Origin of the sequence: Arthrobacter sp. 2762 (genome assembly GCF_040548745.1) — a bacterium.
Lineage (GTDB): Bacteria > Actinomycetota > Actinomycetes > Actinomycetales > Micrococcaceae > Arthrobacter.
Map to the genome: position 1 here is coordinate 38,108 of NZ_JBEPSI010000007.1, position 17,440 is coordinate 55,547.

Below are 17,440 nucleotides of genomic sequence, written 5' to 3' on the forward strand. Positions count from 1 at the left end.
GGCAGTCCAAGCTCCAAAGATGGTCAGGAAGCAGCGGGTGTTCGCTGCGGCGCCACGCGCAGCATAGCTTTCTTTAGAAAAGTCATGTACTTTGTCCACATGCCTTTGCGATCCGACTGGTCCGCCCGCACGTGCAGCCTTGCCCGTGGCCTCGACGTCCTCGGCGATCCATGGGGGAGCCTGGTCCTGCGCGAGATCTTCTTCGGAAACGGCCGCTTCGACGCCATCAAGCAGCGCCTGGAAGTCGCGGACAACGTGCTCAGCAAACGTCTTGCATGGCTGCTCGAGGCGGGGCTTCTGGCGCAACGCCCCTACCAGGATGGTGCCCGGACCCGCCAGGAGTACGTGCTCACACCCAAGGGCGAGGATGCTCTCCCCGTCCTCAATGCCATCATCATCTGGGCAGAGAAACACCTGGACGCCCCCGATGAGGTGTCCCATATGCGGGTCGTCCACACTGACTGCGGACAAGTCACAGCCTCGGCGGACACCTGCACGCACTGTGGGGTCCACCTGACAGCCGCCAATACAAGCTGGCATAGCTTCACACGCAGCGACCATCCCCTGCCCCTGGCCATAGCACCCGTACCAACAACTTCCCCTGAAACGGAGATCTCCGCATGACCGCTCCCGATGTCACAGGAACTCCGACAAGCAATGCAGCCGTCCCAACCGGCAAGCAATCCGGCAAGCAACCCGGCGGCAAGCGACCCAGCCGCAGGCTGCACCCGGCCTGGATGGTGGCCGCCGTAGCTTTCCTTGCCTTGGTTGGGGCGGCCGGATTCAGGGCCGCGCCCGGAGTGCTGATGGTCCCGCTCCAAGAGGAATTCGGCTGGTCGACTACAGTGTTGTCCCTTGCGGTAAGCATCAACCTCGTCCTGTTCGGTCTGACGGCACCCTTCGCCGCGGCCTTGATGGAACGCTTCGGCATACGCAAAGTCACCTCGCTCGCTCTCTGCCTGATTGGCCTGGGCTCAGCGCTTACGGTGTTCGTGAACCAGTCATGGCAGATCCTGCTCACATGGGGCGTGCTGATTGGCCTGGGAACGGGATCAATGGCCCTCGTCTTCGCAGCGACCATCGCCAACACCTGGTTCGCCAAGAGCCGGGGCCTGGTGATCGGCATCCTGACCGCAGGCAGCGCCGCTGGCCAACTCGTCTTCCTACCCTTCATCGCAGCCCTTGCGCAGAACCCGGGCTGGCGGGGAGCGTCCTTGCTCATCGCCGCCGGGGCGCTCGCGGTGGTACCGCTGGTCCTGCGGTGGCTGCGGAACTCACCCGCCGACGTCGGGGTCTTGCCTTATGGCGCGGAAGCACCTGACGCCAGTACCGCCGGTTCAAAGACCTCGACGCCGGGTGCCGCAGTTGCGTCGACACCGCCGGGTTCCGTGACAGCCAAGCCGGATTCGGCGAACGCGGCCGTCCGGGCGTTGCAGGTCCTCAAACGTGCAAGCAAAGTCCGCACCTTCTGGGCCCTGGCGGCGGGCTTCGCCATCTGCGGCGCCACGACCAATGGGCTCATCGGCACGCATTTCATTCCCTCCGCTCATGATCATGGCATGCCGGAAACCACGGCGGCGGGCTTGCTGGCCGTCGTCGGGATCTTCGACATCGTGGGGACCATAGCGTCCGGGTGGCTGACTGACCGCTTCAACCCCAAGGTCCTGTTGGCGGTGTACTACCAGTTCCGGGGAATCGGTCTGCTGGTGCTGCCTCTGTTGTTGGGCTCATCCGTGGAACCCAGCATGATCATCTTCGTCGTGGTCTACGGCTTGGACTGGGTAGCTACGGTGCCTCCGACGGCGGCCATCTGCCGTTCGGTGTTCGGCGCCGATGGCTCCGTGGTGTTCGGCTGGGTGTTTGCGGCCCATCAACTCGGAGCGGCTGCCGCCGCGCTGGCTGCCGGTTTTATCCGCGACGCCACCGGGCACTACAACTACGCCTGGCTGGGCGCAGCTGCGATGTGCACGGTAGCTGCGGTGATCAGCGCAACCATCCGCAAGGATGCGGCCAAGAAGCAACCCGCCACGGTTTCCGCCTGACCCGGCCCTGCCCCCGACCCGCCCCTGCCCAACTAAGTAGCAGTTGATGCCGTTTTGAGCGCTGAAAACGGCATCATCTGCGACTTACTTGGGTGCTCAGCCCCGGAACGCGGCAACCCCCGTGATGTGCTGCCCCAGGATCAGGGTGTGAACCTCGTCCGTGCCCTCATAGGTGCGCACTGATTCGAGGTTGTTGGCGTGCCGCAGCGGAGAATAGTCCAGCGTGACGCCGTTGCCGCCCAGGATGGTGCGGGCCTCCCGGGCGATTTTGATGGCCTCCCGGACGTTGTTGAGCTTGCCCACGGAGATCTGCTGGGGCTGGAGGTGCCCGGCGTCCTTCAGGCGGCCAAGGTGCAGGGCGAGCATGGTGCCCTTTTGGATCTCGAGGAGCATGTTCACCAGCTTTTCCTGCGTCAGTTGGTATCCAGCGAGTGGTCGCCCGAACTGAAGCCGGCTGCCGGCATATTCCAGCGCGGCCTCATACGAGTCGCGGGCTGCGCCCATGGCTCCCCACGCAATACCGTAGCGAGCTTCGTTCAGGCAGGAGAACGGTCCACGAAGTCCTATGGCACCCGGGAGGATTGCCTCCGGACCCAGCCTTACGTCGTCGAACTTGATGTCGCATTGGATTGATGCGCGCATTGAGAGCTTCGGCTCGATCGGCGTGGCCGTGACGCCCGGCGTGCCTGCAGGTACCAGGAAGCCGCGGATGCCTGCCGCGTTGTCCTCAGTCTGAGCCCACACCACCATGACGTCGGCAATTGAGGCGAGCCCTATCCAGCGCTTGGCGCCGTTGAGGACCCAGCCGTCGGAGGTCTCACGAGCGAAAGTGGCCATCGACGACGGGTCCGAACCCGCCGTCGGCTCCGTCAACGCAAAGCAGCCGATGAGTTCGCCAGCAGCCATCCGTGGCAGCCACTGTTCTTTCTGCTCCTCTGAGCCCCACCTGTGAATGGCCGTCATGGCCAGCGAGCCCTGTACCGAGACAAAGGTGCGGATGCCGGAATCGCCGGCTTCCAGTTCCATGGCTGCCAGGCCATATTCGACGGCGGTCCGGCCGGGACAGCCGTAACCTTCCAGATGCATTCCCAGGACACCGAGCTCGCCCAACTCGGGCGCGATCTCCTGCGGGAAGACTGCGTCCTCATACCAGCGCGCGATGTTCGGCCGAATCCGCTGGGTGGTGTAATCCCGGACCTTCTCGCGGAGAGCCAGTTCTTCGCTGGTCAACAGGGAATCGAGGGCCAGCATATCCGAGGTGTTCGTCGTTGAATCGCTCATTCCAGCATCCTAAGCGGCTGGATGCCCGCATGAGGCGGACGCTCCGGACATTCACCGGGGACGCCTCGCGCCGTCAGCCGGGTCGGGCCGTCGCCGGGCGTTTAAGTAGGATGTATTCCGGGAGCCACTGGGATCCCACTGCGCAAAGAAAATATTGGGGGATAAAGACATGGCACTGCCCGGCGTCGATTTACAGGCTAAGGCGGATGCCGGGAAGGCTACGTCCACCGCTTCGCGCGCACTGCATTGGCTCCCGTGGGCCCTTTTGATGTGGCCCGTGTGGCTGATGCTTGCTGAGTGGAGCAAGCAGGGCCTGGACTTCAGCGTCTACTGGTTCGGCGGAAGCATCCTGAACGACGCCGGTGGCTCGCCCTCGGACCTGTACGGTCCAAACGTTGCCGCAGCCGGGGGACCGGAACTTCCCTTTACCTATCCGCCATTCGCAGCGCTCATCTTCGGGCTGCTGGCACTGTGGCCGCAACCCGCCGCCCTCATGCTGTTCAACGTGGCCGGCGTCGCGGTTGCCGCTTGGGTCGCCGCCACTGTTGTGAAGTACTGGGCGTCCAAGCACGATTGGCGTACCGCATTGTCCTCCCGCCGCAGCCGCTGGATTGCCGGTGCGCTGTTCCTGGCCGTCCTGTTTCTCGGTCCATGGCGTGAGACGTTGGCGTTCGGCCAGGTCAACATCCTGCTCATGGGCCTGATGGCTGTTGACTTGCTGGGCGCCTCGCGGCGTCGGGGGTTCCGTGGCAGCGGCTTCCTGGTGGGCGTTGCGGCGGGTATCAAGCTGACACCCCTTGTGTTTGGCCTGTACTTCCTGATGCGTAAGGATTGGCGTGGACTGGCCAACATGTCCATCGGTTTCGCCGGGACAGTCCTCCTGGCGTGGGTGGTTCGGCCAGCTGAGTCGCTGCAGTTCTGGCTGGAAATCCTCCCTGACACGTCCCGGATCGGCGGCGCCGGCTACGTGGACAACCTCTCGATCAAGGGCGCATTGCTGCACTTCGGCGTGCCGCAGGATTCAGTAACCGTTCCCTGGCTCGCGCTCAGCCTCGCCACGGTTGTGCTGGCGGCCTTCCTGATCCGCGCGGCCAGCTCGCAAGGAGCCCGCGTCATTGCAATGTCGACGACGGCACTCACCATGCTGCTCATCAGCCCGGTCTCGTGGTCCCACCATTGGGTCTGGATGGCTGTGGTCCTGCCGGCATTCGCCTGGACCATCAAGGAAACTCCTGGCCGGTACAGGGCGCAGAGAATTGTGATGACCGCTGTGCTGGCCGTTTCCACGCTGGTCTTCTTTTATTCGCCAAAGACCATCGGCACGGCGCTGGGTGCCGCGGACCTGAACGTCCAGACGCCGGGGCTCTGGATCATGGCGTCCAGCGCGGGGGTGTTCTGCGCCGTGGCGATCCTGGTCTGCTGGTTGGTCGCGCTGCGGCGGGATGCCGTCCAGATCGAGGTCCCGGACATTCCCACCCGGGTGCGTCAGTGGACCGCAGCGCGACGCTAGTCCGCTCGCCGCTTACTCGCCGCGCACCAGACCGGCGTCAGCCCGTTCCCCTGTGAAGAAGCCACGCGTAGCAGGTGCGAAACGGCACACGATGGCCAGCACCACGCCCAGGAGCAGAAGCAGGACTCCGCTGACAAAGGCTCCGCCGATTCCAAAGATCTGGGTGTCCCCATACTCCGGATCCCACATCTGCACCGCCGAAATGAAGAACGCCACCGTCAGGGACACGGCTCCCAGGAAGGGCAGGATGCCGCGGAACCACAGGTTGCGGGCAGAATCCCGGAGGGTAGAGCGGAAGAACCACACGCACGAGAAACCGGTCAGGGCGTAGTAGAACGCGATGAACAGGCTGATGGCACTGATGGAGTCCGCCAGCAGGTCCTCGCTGAGGAAGCTCATGGCCACGTAGTACACCACGGCGGCAGCGCCCATGACCTGGGTTGAGAAGCCCGGTGTCTGGAACCGTTCGTGGACCTTGCCAAAACGCGCCGGCAGGGCACCATGCACGCCCATGGACAGCGTTCCCCGGGCTGTGGGGAGGATGGTGGTCTGCGTTGAGGACAACACGGACGCCAGAACGGCCACCACGATCAGCCAACCCCACGGGCCCAGCACTACATCCTTCATGGCCAGGAAGACGTCATCCTGGTTCGCTTCATTGCCTAGGCCGATGCCTTCGGTCCCGACGCTCGCGTACATCATCACCAGCAGGGCCACGGAAACGTAGATGGCCACCAGGACGAACGCAGAGATGACGGCACCCCGGCCCGGAGTCTTCGCAGGGTTTTCGGTCTCCTCGTTCAGGGCCAGGCAGGTGTCCCAGCCCCAGTAGATGAACAGGGCCAGCAGGACTCCGTGAACCACGGCACTGGGGTCGGCGAAGGCACCCGAGGGGTTGAACCACTCAAGGTCGAAAGGCTGGATAGTGGCGTCACTGCCGTTGGCTCCGCCGGGCGCGCCACCGGCGATCCCAACAATAATGGCCACCGCAAAGATGCCCAGTGAGATGTACTGGATGTAGGTCAGGGTCCGCTGGACGTGCTCGCCCAGCCGAATGCCGCGGTGATTTACGTAGGTCATGAACGCGATGAACAGGACCCCGGTGGCGGTAACCAGCCAGGTGTTGCCGGCCAGGGAACCGTCGCCGATCAGCAACCACAGATATTTCCCGGCAATTTGGGCCAGGTTGGCGAGGACTACGATGCCGGCCAAAGCTACGCCCCAGCCGCCCAGCCAGGCCGCCCACGGACCAAAGGCCTTGCGGGCCCAGAAGAACGTGGTGCCACAGTCAGGGAGCGCACTGTTCAACTCGCGGAATGCATAGGCGATGAACAACACTGGAATGAAGGCAAGAACCAGGATCAGGGGAGTGTAGTTACCGTTGACGGCGACAATGAGCCCGAGCGTAGCGGCCAGCGAATACACAGGCGCCGTTGACGCCAGCCCGAGCATGACGGAGTCACCAAGGTCCAGGATGCCCGCATGGAGGCCTTTGGAAGGTACGACGGCGGTACGGTCGCCGCCCGCTGAACCGCCATCCGGCGTCGAGGTTTCAGTGCTCATGGTTTTCAGTGCTCATGCTTTCTGTGTTCACAATGCAGCTCCGTAAGAAGTAGTTGTGGGCGCGGCAGGCGCCGGGGCGTCGATGGTGTTGGGAACGAACCGGCAGAAATAGTCCGTGATGGGGCCATCCGATTCACGGATGCCGCAGCCCACGGACTCGCCGTCCACCACCCAGAGGCCAAGCACCGGATGGTTTCCATCGAAGTCGGGGAGAGCGTGGTACTGCTGGAAGCACCACCCTTCACGGCCATAGCCGCCGGGCTGCTGCAGCTCGATGCCGGGGGCGTGGATGCGGATGTTATCGCCCTCCCGGCCATGAAGGGGCTTGGCCACCCATTCCTTGAGCGGGCCAGGATCGCCAAGGTAGGCCGGCAGGAGGTTCTCGTGGCCGGGGTACAGGTGCCACAGCGCAGCAAGCAGGGCTTTGTTGGAGAGCAGCATCTTCCACGCGGGCTCCACCCACCGGGGGTTGTGGGCCCGCGTCAGCAGCCGATGCCCGAAAGGTTCCTTCATCATCAGTTCCCATGGGTACAGCTTGAACATGGTGCTGATCATGAAATTGTCCAGGTCCACAAAGCGGTTCAGGTTCGGGTCCCAACCGATGTCCGACATATTGATGCCGATAGTCGTCCACCCACCCTGGCTCGCCACATCCCGCATGTAGGCGGCAGTCATCCAGTCCTCACCGGACTCTTCGGCCTCCGAATGAGCCACATGCAGTGTGCTCATCCCGGTGCGGAACTGCAGCTTTTTCCATTGCCGGATCAGCGCCTCATGGATTCCGTTCCATTGGTCCTTTTCCGGGAACACATCCTGCAACCAGAACCACTGCGCAACGGAGGCTTCAATGAGGCCTGTGGGCGTATCGGCGTTGTACTCCAGCATCTTCGCTGGCCCGCCCTTGCCGTCATAGATGAAGTCGAAGCGACCGTAGATATCCATGTCCCCGGCCTGCAACGATTCGCCGGCGAGTTCCAGCGCCTGTTGCCCGATCCCAATATCGCCCATGGCCCCGGTGGCGAGGAACTTTGCTGCTTCCAGGCACATGAGGTGCATGTCCTCGGCAGTCTTCTCGAGTGTCTCCACCTCGTCCATGGTGAATTCGTAGTACGCCGACTCGTTCCAGTATTCGATCTTGCGGCCATCGGGCATGGTGGTGGTGGAAAAAACCAAGCCCTGTTCTTCGATCTTCTTTTTCCAGTCCGGCCTGGGCTCGGAGGGCAAACGCCGCACGCCTAGCCTCCCGAGCTTCCGCCGCTTTTGGAGCTGCTGCCAAAGCCGCCACGGCTGACTGTGCCGCCCTTGGTGCTGTAGCCCGTGGAGGTCTTGGCGCCCTGTGGAACTGTCTTGACGGAGCCCGGGTAGGAGTTGCGATTCTGTCCCACTGCGGGCACGCTGGCTCCCCGCGAGTAGAAGTACCAGGCGTAGATGGCTGAACCGCGGCCATCCGAGCTGCTGTTGTTGCACTGGGTATCGTCCACGCGCTCGCCGGTTTCATCGTTGAAACAGACCTGTGCGTAGTCCGCCTCTTGCTCGCTGCTGGCAACTACTGCGGTGATGGTTCCGGCGAGAAGGGCGGTAACACCCAAACCCACGACGACGGTGCGGCGCCGGGAGCGCTTCTTCCGGGCCTCTGCCTGGGCCGATTCGCGTTCACGTTCTTTGGCGAACGGGTCAATGATGGGGAGCGGCTTGCCGGGCTCGGGCTGGGAGGCGCCGGGCTTGGAAGCGCCTGGCTTCTGTCCGTTAGGAGCTTCGTCCCTGTCATTGGCAGGGGGGATCAGCTCAGGATGGAGCTCGGGTTTGGGCACCTGCCACGGTGGTGGCTTGGGCGGATTCTTGCCCGCGTCCGGGCCCTGGCCGCCCCCGGCAGCGCCGCTGCCTGACGGGCCGTTGCCTGAAGCGCCGTTTCCTGAAGCACCGCTGCCTGCGGCGCCTTCGTTCGGGTCCATGTATATCCCCCTGGATAGACCGTTGGAGTGTCCGGCGCCATGCCGGACCAGATGCTGAAAGCAAGCCTAGTCCTTGACTGGACCGCGGGCACTCGTGGAACAGCAGGGTGGGTAGAACTGCCCACCCTGCCAACCGTGGAAGGATGTAGCCATGCCAGGTCCTGAAGCACAAAGCAGCGATTCAGACGCCGTTCTGCTGCGCCTTCCCGCTGTTCGGGGCATCGGCCGTGGACGCGTCGTGACTGGTCTTGTCCTTGCCCTGCTGTTGCCGCCCGGCGTCGAAGTCATGGTCACTGTGCTGGGCTTCCGCAACTTCGCCATGATCATGCTCCTTCAGCTGGCAGCGGCCGTGGCCGTTGCCGCCATCGGAGGCCTGTGGCCCGCCGTGGTCGCGGCGGTGCTGGGTAGTTTCCTGCTGAACTACTTCTCCGCCGAACCCGTAGGTTCCCTGTCCATCGCTGACCCAACCACCCTGTTTACCCTGGTGGTTTTTCTGGCGGTGGCCTGCGGCGTGGCGCTCGCGGTGGGACTGGCCAGCCGCAGGGCCCAGGAGGCTGCGAGGTCCGAGGCCGAAGCCACGGCCCTGAGCGAGTTGGCCCTGCGCATCCTCAGCTCGGACGGCAGCCTTGAATCCTTCCTTGAGAAGGTCCGCGGAAATCTCGGCATGGAGGCTGTGACACTCTTGGGCTCCCCGGGACCGGACAGCGTCACAGTGCCGGGAGCACCGCCGCAGTGGCGGATTCTTGCGAGCGCCGGCCCCAATCCGCCGGTGACCCATGCTGCCGCGGACCATGCCGCCGTCGTCGATCCCCATTACACGCTGTTGTTGCGCGGTGGTGCCCTATCCTCCCAACACCAGCGGCTGCTGGCGGCTTTCGGAGCGTTTGTGGTGGCTGTGCGTGAGCGGCAGCAGCTGGTCAAGAGCCGGCGGGACAACCTTCGCCTGGCCGAGGGAAACAAGATGCGGACGTCCATCCTTCGCGCCGTTTCCCACGATTTGAGGACGCCTTTGGCCGGAATCAAACTGGCTGTCAGCAGCCTGCGGCAGGAAGAGGTCCAGTTCCCTCCAGACGTGGAGAAGGAGTTGTTGGAGACGATCGAGAATTATGCTGACCGCCTGGACCATTTGGTGGACAACCTGCTGGATATGTCCCGGATTACCGCCGATGCCGTGAACCCTTTGCTCGCGGGCACCACCTGGACCGAAATATTGCCTGAAGCACTTCGCGGTATTCCGAAGGATCGGATACGCAGTGAGCTGCAACCCAACCTGCCGCCCGTAACAGCCGACGCCGGCATGTTGGAGAGCGTGGTGGCAAACATCGTTGAAAACGCAGTGAAGTACGCACCTGGTTCGGACGTCATCCTGACTGCGCGTGCCGGTGCCGGGATCACAGTGTGGGACAAGCCTGCCAGCGAACTGAGGATCGTGGACCACGGCAGCGGGGTGGGACACAACGAAGTGCTTGAGATGTTCCAGCCCTTCCAGCGGCTTGGCGATTCGCCCGCCCCGGCAGGTGGCGCGGGCGGCGGAATCGGGTTGGGACTTGCGGTGGCCAAAGGCTTCACTGAAGCCATGGGCGGCACGCTCATGGCGGAGCCGACGCCCGGTGGAGGCTTGACCATGGTGGTTACGTTGCCGCTGTGGACCGGTCACGGGGGAGGCAGGGCATGACCCGTGTGCTGATAGTTGAGGACGAAGCCCAGATCGCGCGGGCAATGCAGGTCACCCTGCAGGCCCACGGGTACCAGGCAATGACCGTTGGAAACGGCGCCGATGCCCTGAACGCCGTGGCGAAACGAAGCGTGAACATTGTTGTGCTGGATCTTGGATTGCCGGACATGGACGGAGTGGAGATCATCCGCCGGATCCGCGGGTGGAGCAGCATGCCCATCATCGTGCTGTCCGCCCGGCATGCCTCGGAGGACAAAGTGGAAGCGCTCGACGCCGGTGCGGACGACTACGTGACGAAGCCCTTCGGACTGGATGAGCTGCTTGCGCGGCTTCGGGTTGCCTCGCGCCGGGTCCTCACCGATCGGGAGGAACCTACGTTGGCGACGTCGGACTTCATGGTGGACCTGGCGGGCAAGAAGATCGTGAAGGATGGTTCAGAGGTGCGGCTGACCCCTACTGAGTGGAGCATCCTGGAGTTGCTGGTCCGGAACAAGGGAAAGCTGGTGAGCCAGCAGCAGATCCTGACTCAGGTCTGGGGACAGGCCTATGCGAAGGAGACGCAATACCTGCGGGTCTATATTGCCCAGTTGCGGCGAAAGCTGGAGCGGGACCCGGCCGCGCCGCGGCACCTGCACACTGAAGCGGGAATGGGTTACCGGTTCGATCCTTAAATCCGGCTTCCCGTCCGTAAACTGTTGTCCATGAACACCGCATCCCTCCTCGCTGTCTGCCGTGTCCACCAGTTGTTGCCGGACCCGGAAGGAAGCGTTGGCGTCACCGCGATAGATAAGCGTGCTGTGGAAGGCCCCGTCAAGATCCACAAGCTCGGCGTCCACGGCGACGTCCAAGCCAACAGGTTCGATCACGGCGGTGAAGACCAGGCTCTGTATGCCTATTCCCAGGCAGACGCCGATTACTGGTCAGCCGCACTGGATCGTGAGCTTCCAGCCGGCGTCTTCGGGGAGAACCTGCGGGTGGACGGAATCGAGACCACGGGAGCAGTGATTGGTGAACGTTGGAAGATCGGGCTGGATGTGGAAGTGGAAGTAACGTCACCGCGCGTCCCGTGCGCCACCTTCCAGCGCTTGCTGGACGAGCCGCAATGGGTGAAGCGCTTCACCCAGGCCGGGCGGGTAGGAACCTACCTTCGTGTGATCAGGACGGGGACGGTCTCCGCGGGAGACCATATTCACCGGCTGTTCGTACCGAAGCACGGCATAACTGTTGGCCAGTGGTTCAGCGAACCCACGCCGGACATGGTGCAGACCCTGCTCGATGCCGAGGCGGACGGGGAGATCCGGCTTCAGGACGAATACCATGAGAAGTTCGAGAAAGTCCTGCGGCGTAACGGGTTGTAAGCCTGCTTGAACGAGCTGCAGGGCTGCCTTGAGGGCTGCCGGATGGTGCCGAAGAGTCCGGGTGTGCTCAAGCTCACCCGGTCTTCATCAGGACTCAACTCGCGTTGAGGGCGCCCTGTGCCCTACACTTGAAATATCCCCCACTCCGGAAATCCCTTTATCCTGCCCAATTCTTGAGGCAGGACTGGTAAGTGTTGGGGCCCGCAAATGTGTGCGGGCATTTTCATAGGGAGAGCCGGCTAAAGAAAACGCTGTACAGACTGCTGGGATAGCAGCCAAGAGATGCAGCGGGAAGTCCTGCCATGGGATTGCGATAGCGCCGGACTTCTTGCGAAAGCAGGGCACCTTTGCCTGGCTCTTCGCGACGAGTAATGCGGCCAAGCCCAACCGGGCCGCGCCGACTGCCCTATGGATGAGGAATTTCCCCCTATGACCGAAAATCTCAACGAAAACTTCGACGCCACCACCGCTGAGTCTGCTGATGTAGCAGAGACCGCCGCTGAAGGCACCGTAGTAGAAGCACCGGCCCCCGTCGAGAACGCTGCACCCGAGTCTGCAGCCCCCGCCTTCACCGAAGCTCCTGCCCCCAAGGCAGAAGACGAGGAAGAAGAAGGCGTCCGCTTCGTCGATCTTGGCATCGATGGCCGCGTTCTGGCCGCACTGCAGGATGTCGGGTACGAAAAGCCGTCACCCATCCAGGCAGCCACCATCCCGCTGCTCCTCGAAGGCCGCGACGTCGTCGGCCTGGCCCAGACCGGTACCGGCAAGACTGCAGCCTTCGCTGTCCCTGCCCTGTCCCGCCTGGCTGAGCTGCACGACCTCAACGGCCCGTCCCGCAAGACCCAGGCGCTGGTCCTGGCGCCGACGCGTGAACTCGCCCTGCAGGTTGCTGAAGCGTTCACTTCCTACGCCAAGCACATTGACGACTTCACCGTGCTCCCCGTTTACGGTGGCTCCGCTTACGGTCCCCAGCTGGCCGGCCTTCGCCGCGGTGCACAGGTTGTTGTCGGTACCCCCGGCCGTGTGATCGACCACATTGCCAAGGGCTCCCTGGACCTCTCCGAACTCCAGTACCTGGTGCTGGATGAAGCTGACGAGATGCTGCGCATGGGCTTTGCCGATGACGTAGAGCAGATCTTCCAGCAGACTCCCGAAACCCGCCAGGTTGCGCTGTTCTCTGCCACAATGCCGGGCCAGATCCGCCGCATGTCCAAGCAGTACTTGAACAACCCTGCTGAAATCTCGGTGAAGTCCAAGACCACCACCGGTGCCAACACCAAGCAGCGTTACCTTCAGGTTATGGGCCCGCACAAGCTGGACGCCCTGACCCGCATCCTCGAAGTTGAAGAGTTCGACGGCGTTATCGCCTTCGTGCGCACCAAGATGGCAACCGAGGACCTCGCTGACAAGCTGAAGGCCCGCGGTTTCCAGGCTGCCGCCATCAATGGCGACATCCCGCAGCAGCAGCGCGAACGCACTGTTGACGCGCTGAAGGAAGGCCGCATCGACATCCTGGTTGCTACCGACGTCGCAGCCCGTGGTCTTGACGTTGAGCGCATCAGCCACGTCATCAACTACGACATCCCCCACGACACCGAGTCCTACGTCCACCGCATCGGCCGCACCGGCCGTGCAGGCCGTTCCGGTGACGCGATCCTGTTCATGACGCCGCGGGAGAAGTACCTGCTGCGTTCCATCGAGAAGGCTACGCGCCAGCCGGTGGAGCAGATGCACCTGCCCACGGCCGAGACCGTGAACACGCTGCGCCTGGGCAAGTTCGCTGAGCGCATCACCGAGACCCTTGAGTCCGAGGATGTTGCAGCATTCCGCGACCTCATCTCCTCCTACGAGGAAGAGCACAACGTACCGGCCTCGGAGATCGCCGCTGCACTCGCCGTCATGGCACAGGGCGGACAGCCGCTGCTGGTCAAGGAACTGCCTGCAGCTCCTGAGTACCAGAAGCGCGAACGCTCCAAGGACGGCTTCGGCTCCCGTGGCCCGACCCGTGCACTTACCGAAGGCAACGCCACCTACCGGATCGCCGTAGGACGCCGTCAGCGCGTCATGCCGGGCTCTATCGTGGGCGCCATTGCCAACGAAGGTGGCATCTCCTCCGCACAAATCGGTGGCATCGACATCCGCTCGGACCACTCCCTGGTGGAGCTTCCGGCTGACCTGAGCCCCGAGCAGCTGCGCGCACTGTCCCGCACCCGCATTGGTGGCGAGCTGATCAACCTCGAGCTGGATAACGGACGCAAGCCCAGCGGCGACCGTGGCAGCTACTCCGGTGGTGGCCGTGGTGGCTATGGCGACCGCGACAACCGTGGTGGCGGCAACTTCAAGGGCAGTGGTGGGTTCAAGAAGGACTTCCGCAAGTCTGAAGGTGGCGAGCGCTCCTCTGCCGATCGTGGCGGCCGCACGTACAGCGACCGCTCCGAGCGCACTGCAGGCAGCTTCGGCGATCGTGACCGTGGCCAGTCCAGCGGTTCCCGCTTTGGCGGACACGGCGACGGCGCCCGCAAGCCCCGCAGCGGTGGCGAAGGCGGACACCGCGACTTCAACCGCAAGGGCAAGTGGTAAACACTAAGTAGTTCCCGTCAGGGGGTCAGCTTTCGGGCCGGCCCCCTGACGTGTTTAAGGGCCGTAAGTGGTGCGGGTGGGGCAACTCCCGGGGTTGTTGGATATCCGAACCCTTGTACGGCGGGGATTTCGAACAAGACCGGGTTCCGTGCCACCTGCGGGTTCCATGCCACCTACGGGCCGCCGTACGATCAAAGTGCTACGAGCCGCGTAGTTGCGAAGAGCCTGATGGTCGCACGCTGAATGCAGGAGGGTTTCCCCATGGGATTGCTCGAGAACTTGAAGAAGAACCTGGGAATGGGCGGAAAGGGCGATGGCCAGGAAGACCAGACGGCCGTAACGCAGGCCGCGGAGGATGCTGCCGCCGTCGATGCTTCTGCTTCGAGCAAGGCCGCCGCAGAAGCTGCTGCAGCCCAGGCGGCCGAGCAGCAGGCGGCAGCAAACGCTGCAGGCGCTCAGATCGCCGAGCAGGCGGGCTTGGAGCCCGAAGCCCCGGAGGTCCAGCCGATGGCCCAGCAGGCGGCCGCGGAGGCCGCTGCGGAGGCAGGGCAGCGTGGTCCAGTCGCCCCACGCGTCACGGAGGTTGTGGTGGAGCCGGGCGATACCATGAGCGGCATCGCTGCGCAGTTCGGGGTGGACCTCGGAGCCCTGATCGCAACCAATGCTGACACCGTGCCCAACCCGGATCTCATCTACCCCGGACAGGTGCTCCGACTGCCCTGATCTGGGCGGTATCTGGATCAGGAAAATGGCGTCTGCGCAAATTGTGTCGACGCCGTTTTCCCCCGGATTTTCGCCGATTTGTAGCTTCTGAAAACGTCCGGTAGAGTATTTACTCGTTGCCCCCCTAGCTCAGTGGTAGAGCGCGTTCTTGGTAAGAACGAGGTCACCGGATCGATTCCGGTGGGGGGCTCTGAATGAGGGCCTGTGTCAAGGCGGTTTTGACCGGCTTGACACAGGTTTTTCTCATTCGTGGCGGTGTAGCTCAGTTGGTTAGAGCGCACGACTCATAATCGTGAGGTCGGGAGATCGAGCCTCCCCACCGCTACAGAGCAAGACCCCGCAGGTATCATCTGCGGGGTCTTTTCATTTGCCCGCCCGCACCACTCCGCATGTGGGACAGAATGGGTGCATGAGCCGAATCGCAATCATTGGCGGCCACGGCAAGGTGGCCCTTCATTTATCCCGGATTCTTAGTGGCGAAGGTCACGATGTCACGTCGTTCATTCGAAATCCCGATCATGTGGCAGATGTCACGGGGACGGGAGCCGTTGCGCAGGTGCTGGACGTCGAAAACTCGACGGCGGCGGAACTCGCCCAGGCGCTGAAGGGCCACGACGCCGTGGTCTGGTCGGCAGGGGCCGGTGGGGGCAACCCGGCCAGGACGTATGCCGTGGACCGGGACGCCGCCATCCGATCCATGGACGCAGCAAAGGAAGCCGGCGTAAAGCGGTACGTGATGGTGTCCTATATAGGCAGTGCAAAGGATCACGGCATTCCCCAGGACCACCCTTTCTTCCCCTATGCCGAGTCCAAAGCAGCGGCTGATGACTACCTGCGCAGTAGCGGCCTGGAGTGGACGGTGCTGGCACCAGGAACCTTGACGGAGGAGCCGGCGTCCGGGTTGATCGAGGTCAACCCGGCAAACTCTGGCAACGGCACCGCGACCTCCCGTGCGAACGTTGCCCTGGTGGCCGCTGCCGTCCTGGAACTTCCCGACACTATCCACCGGACCATCACTTTCAAGGATGGAACAGTTGACGTGGTGGATGCTCTGACCGCGGATTGACGTGGCACGGGATCCGTGGACCCCGGGATAGGTTGGTAGGTAGCTTCCTGGGCCAGGCCTGCGGGAAGCCCGTACAACTTCTGGGGAAGCGGGAACATGGATCAGCTGGCACTCATTATCGGATTGCTGCTTGCCACGGTGCTGGCCGTCGGCTTGGGGGACAGGCTTCGGCTTCCTTATCCGGTCCTGATGCTGCTCCTGGCTGTTGCGCTGACGTTCATTCCCGGCTTTCCTGAGTTTGAGATTTCGCCGGAGCTGATCCTGCCGATCTTCCTCCCGCCGTTGCTCTTTGCCACTGCGCAGAAGAGTTCCTGGGCCGTATTCCGCGTCCGGTGGCGGACGCTGCTCCTCATGGCTGTCGCCTTGGTGGTGGTTTCCACCGCGGTGGTGGCTGGTGCTGCGTGGCTCATGATTCCTGGCATCGGGATTCCGGCAGCGATTGCTTTGGGGGCAATGGTTGCGCCGCCGGATCCGGTCGCAGTCGAGTCCGTGGCTGGCCGTGTTCACATGCCGCGGCGGCTCATTACTGTTCTGCAGAGCGAGGGCCTTTTCAATGACGCGGCCGCCATTGTGATCTTCCAGGCAGCGGTTGCCGCCACGGTCTCCGGTAGCGAGGTGGGGCCCAATGTCATCCTGCAGTTCGTGGTGGGTGCGGCCTTGGCAGTGGTCATCGGCATCGCCATGGGCTGGCTGACCAAGTTCATCACCAAGCTTGTGACGTCCATGGTGGCACGCAGTGCGGTCACGCTTGTGGTTCCGTTCGCTGCGTACATCCTGGCGGAAGAACTGCACGCTTCAGGTGTGGTGGCCGTCGTCGTGACCGCCTTGGAACTGCAACGCCACGCGCGGCCTCAGGACGCTGCTGAGCGCATCACGCGGACAGCCTTCTGGGACGTGGTGGAACTGCTGGCGACAGGACTGGCCTTCGGCCTGGTGGGCTTGGAGATCCGTCACGTCATCCGTGACGAGGGGACGGCGATTTTCGGGATGATCGGCGTTGCTGTGGTGATTTGTATCCTGGTGTTCGTTGTTCGCTGCCTATGGCTCGGGCTGCTTGCGCTGACCGCCCACCAGCGGCGGAATCTGCTGCAGCCAACCTCGCCCAAGGAAGTACTCATCCTGACATGGTGCGGAATGCGTGGGCTGGCTACACTGGCTCTCGCTTTGGCGCTGCCGGTGACCTTGCCTGACGGGAGTGACTTTCCTGCACGGCACGAAATCCTGGTCATCGCCTGCGCCGTGCTTCTGGCCACGTTGGTGCTGCCGGGCCTGACACTTCCGTGGCTGATGCGGGTCCTCAAAGCCAAGGAGGACGGTTCCCATGAAAAGGACGCGGCACGTGTTCTGGCCAAACGTGCCCAGTCGGCAGCGGTGTCGGCGCTGAAGGACCACGAGCTCATGAAGGAACTCCCCGCGGACAAAGTGGCACTGGTCAAGGAAAAGATGCGCCGGCTCCATGCAGAGCTGCTGGATGGGACGTTGCGCAACGAGTCGGCGGCGGAGAAACGTAAGCGGGGGCGTGAACTTGCCATTGCCGTGCAGACGATCGCGCTGGATGCCGCCCGACAAGAAGTGGTGGCGGCGCGCAACGAGCCTGGGACTGATCCTGAAGTTGCAGACCGCGTTTTGAGGCAGCTGGACTTGCGCACCATGTCAATGCCGGAATAGCGCGTAGCCCGGGTTGCAGCGT

Annotated in this window: 14 protein-coding genes and 2 tRNA genes; 12 read left to right on the forward strand and 4 right to left on the reverse strand. The window is 63.2% G+C overall.

The features are described from left to right. The first annotated feature begins 99 nt into the window (after window positions 1-99). Window positions 100-624 carry a winged helix-turn-helix transcriptional regulator gene (locus ABIE18_RS14040; protein ID WP_477514650.1) on the forward strand — a complete coding sequence of 175 codons (525 nt, stop codon included), beginning with the start codon at window positions 100-102 and terminating at the stop codon, window positions 622-624. Continuing rightward, window positions 621-2,042: an MFS transporter gene (locus ABIE18_RS14045; RefSeq protein ID WP_499723368.1), complete on the forward strand. Its 1,422-nt coding sequence runs from the start codon at window positions 621-623 to the stop codon at window positions 2,040-2,042. Before ABIE18_RS14040 ends, ABIE18_RS14045 begins: the two co-directional genes overlap by 4 nt. Window positions 2,043-2,138: 96 nt before the next feature. Here the strand turns inward: ABIE18_RS14045 and ABIE18_RS14050 are convergent, their stop codons facing one another. Beyond that, entirely contained in the window at window positions 2,139-3,323 is a 1,185-nt protein-coding gene (locus ABIE18_RS14050; RefSeq protein ID WP_499723369.1) for an acyl-CoA dehydrogenase family protein, read from the reverse strand. A gap of 169 nt (window positions 3,324-3,492) precedes the next feature. Here ABIE18_RS14050 and ABIE18_RS14055 point away from each other — a divergent pair, with 169 nt between their 5' ends. Next, a complete protein-coding gene (locus ABIE18_RS14055) occupies window positions 3,493-4,833 on the forward strand; it encodes a glycosyltransferase 87 family protein (RefSeq protein ID WP_499723370.1) in 1,341 nt (446 codons plus the stop codon). 12 nt (window positions 4,834-4,845) lie between these two features. On the opposite strand, the gene ABIE18_RS14060 is transcribed toward ABIE18_RS14055, so the two are convergent. From ABIE18_RS14060 to ABIE18_RS14070, 3 genes are read right to left on the reverse strand one after another with little or no spacing between them, the layout of a single operon-like run. Then, window positions 4,846-6,396 carry an APC family permease gene (locus tag ABIE18_RS14060; protein ID WP_499723371.1) on the reverse strand — a complete coding sequence of 517 codons (1,551 nt, stop codon included), beginning with the start codon at window positions 6,394-6,396 and terminating at the stop codon, window positions 4,846-4,848. Between the two features lie 27 nt (window positions 6,397-6,423). Then, window positions 6,424-7,629: a glutathionylspermidine synthase family protein gene (locus ABIE18_RS14065; RefSeq protein WP_499723372.1), complete on the reverse strand. Its 1,206-nt coding sequence runs from the start codon at window positions 7,627-7,629 to the stop codon at window positions 6,424-6,426. A 2-nt stretch (window positions 7,630-7,631) separates the two neighbouring features. Further along, on the reverse strand, window positions 7,632-8,348 hold the full coding sequence (locus tag ABIE18_RS14070) for a Tat pathway signal protein (protein WP_499723373.1): 717 nt from the start codon (window positions 8,346-8,348) through the stop codon (window positions 7,632-7,634). Between the two features lie 151 nt (window positions 8,349-8,499). On the opposite strand from ABIE18_RS14070, the gene ABIE18_RS14075 reads away from it, so the two are divergent. From ABIE18_RS14075 to ABIE18_RS14115, 9 genes are all read left to right on the forward strand, one after another. Further along, complete coding sequence (locus ABIE18_RS14075) at window positions 8,500-10,023, forward strand: sensor histidine kinase (protein WP_499723374.1); 1,524 nt, start codon at window positions 8,500-8,502, stop codon at window positions 10,021-10,023. Next, the gene (locus ABIE18_RS14080; RefSeq protein WP_499723375.1) at window positions 10,020-10,694 is read left to right on the forward strand and encodes a response regulator; all 675 of its coding nucleotides are present in this window, start codon (window positions 10,020-10,022) and stop codon (window positions 10,692-10,694) included. The genes ABIE18_RS14075 and ABIE18_RS14080 overlap by 4 nt, the downstream gene beginning before the upstream one ends. 30 nt (window positions 10,695-10,724) lie before the next feature. Continuing rightward, window positions 10,725-11,381: an MOSC domain-containing protein gene (locus ABIE18_RS14085; protein ID WP_499723376.1), complete on the forward strand. Its 657-nt coding sequence runs from the start codon at window positions 10,725-10,727 to the stop codon at window positions 11,379-11,381. A 429-nt stretch (window positions 11,382-11,810) separates the two neighbouring features. Next, complete coding sequence (locus ABIE18_RS14090; RefSeq protein ID WP_499723377.1) at window positions 11,811-13,961, forward strand: DEAD/DEAH box helicase; 2,151 nt, start codon at window positions 11,811-11,813, stop codon at window positions 13,959-13,961. Window positions 13,962-14,222: 261 nt separating this feature from the next. Further along, window positions 14,223-14,684: a LysM peptidoglycan-binding domain-containing protein gene (locus ABIE18_RS14095; RefSeq protein WP_499723378.1), complete on the forward strand. Its 462-nt coding sequence runs from the start codon at window positions 14,223-14,225 to the stop codon at window positions 14,682-14,684. 118 nt (window positions 14,685-14,802) lie between these two features. Next, window positions 14,803-14,874 (forward strand) — tRNA-Thr (locus ABIE18_RS14100). A 61-nt stretch (window positions 14,875-14,935) separates the two neighbouring features. Continuing rightward, window positions 14,936-15,009: transfer RNA gene (locus ABIE18_RS14105), tRNA-Met, on the forward strand. 84 nt (window positions 15,010-15,093) lie between these two features. Further along, entirely contained in the window at window positions 15,094-15,750 is a 657-nt protein-coding gene (locus ABIE18_RS14110; protein ID WP_499723379.1) for an SDR family oxidoreductase, read from the forward strand. A gap of 96 nt (window positions 15,751-15,846) precedes the next feature. After that, window positions 15,847-17,418, forward strand: coding sequence for a Na+/H+ antiporter (locus tag ABIE18_RS14115; RefSeq protein WP_499723380.1), 1,572 nt, complete (start codon window positions 15,847-15,849; stop codon window positions 17,416-17,418). Window positions 17,419-17,440: the final 22 nt, after the last annotated feature.

Bases quoted from the DNA above. Each gene is read 5' to 3' on its own strand.
- ABIE18_RS14040 (WP_477514650.1), top strand. From the start codon at position 100: ATGCCTTTGCGATCCGACTGGTCCGCCCGCACGTGCAGCCTTGCCCGT.
- ABIE18_RS14045 (WP_499723368.1), top strand. From the start codon at position 621: ATGACCGCTCCCGATGTCACAGGAACTCCGACAAGCAATGCAGCCGTC.
- ABIE18_RS14050 (WP_499723369.1), bottom strand. From the start codon at position 3,323: ATGAGCGATTCAACGACGAACACCTCGGATATGCTGGCCCTCGATTCC.
- ABIE18_RS14055 (WP_499723370.1), top strand. From the start codon at position 3,493: ATGGCACTGCCCGGCGTCGATTTACAGGCTAAGGCGGATGCCGGGAAG.
- ABIE18_RS14060 (WP_499723371.1), bottom strand. From the start codon at position 6,396: ATGAGCACTGAAACCTCGACGCCGGATGGCGGTTCAGCGGGCGGCGAC.
- ABIE18_RS14070 (WP_499723373.1), bottom strand. From the start codon at position 8,348: ATGGACCCGAACGAAGGCGCCGCAGGCAGCGGTGCTTCAGGAAACGGC.
- ABIE18_RS14075 (WP_499723374.1), top strand. From the start codon at position 8,500: ATGCCAGGTCCTGAAGCACAAAGCAGCGATTCAGACGCCGTTCTGCTG.
- ABIE18_RS14080 (WP_499723375.1), top strand. From the start codon at position 10,020: ATGACCCGTGTGCTGATAGTTGAGGACGAAGCCCAGATCGCGCGGGCA.
- ABIE18_RS14085 (WP_499723376.1), top strand. From the start codon at position 10,725: ATGAACACCGCATCCCTCCTCGCTGTCTGCCGTGTCCACCAGTTGTTG.
- ABIE18_RS14090 (WP_499723377.1), top strand. From the start codon at position 11,811: ATGACCGAAAATCTCAACGAAAACTTCGACGCCACCACCGCTGAGTCT.
- ABIE18_RS14095 (WP_499723378.1), top strand. From the start codon at position 14,223: ATGGGATTGCTCGAGAACTTGAAGAAGAACCTGGGAATGGGCGGAAAG.
- ABIE18_RS14110 (WP_499723379.1), top strand. From the start codon at position 15,094: ATGAGCCGAATCGCAATCATTGGCGGCCACGGCAAGGTGGCCCTTCAT.
- ABIE18_RS14115 (WP_499723380.1), top strand. From the start codon at position 15,847: ATGGATCAGCTGGCACTCATTATCGGATTGCTGCTTGCCACGGTGCTG.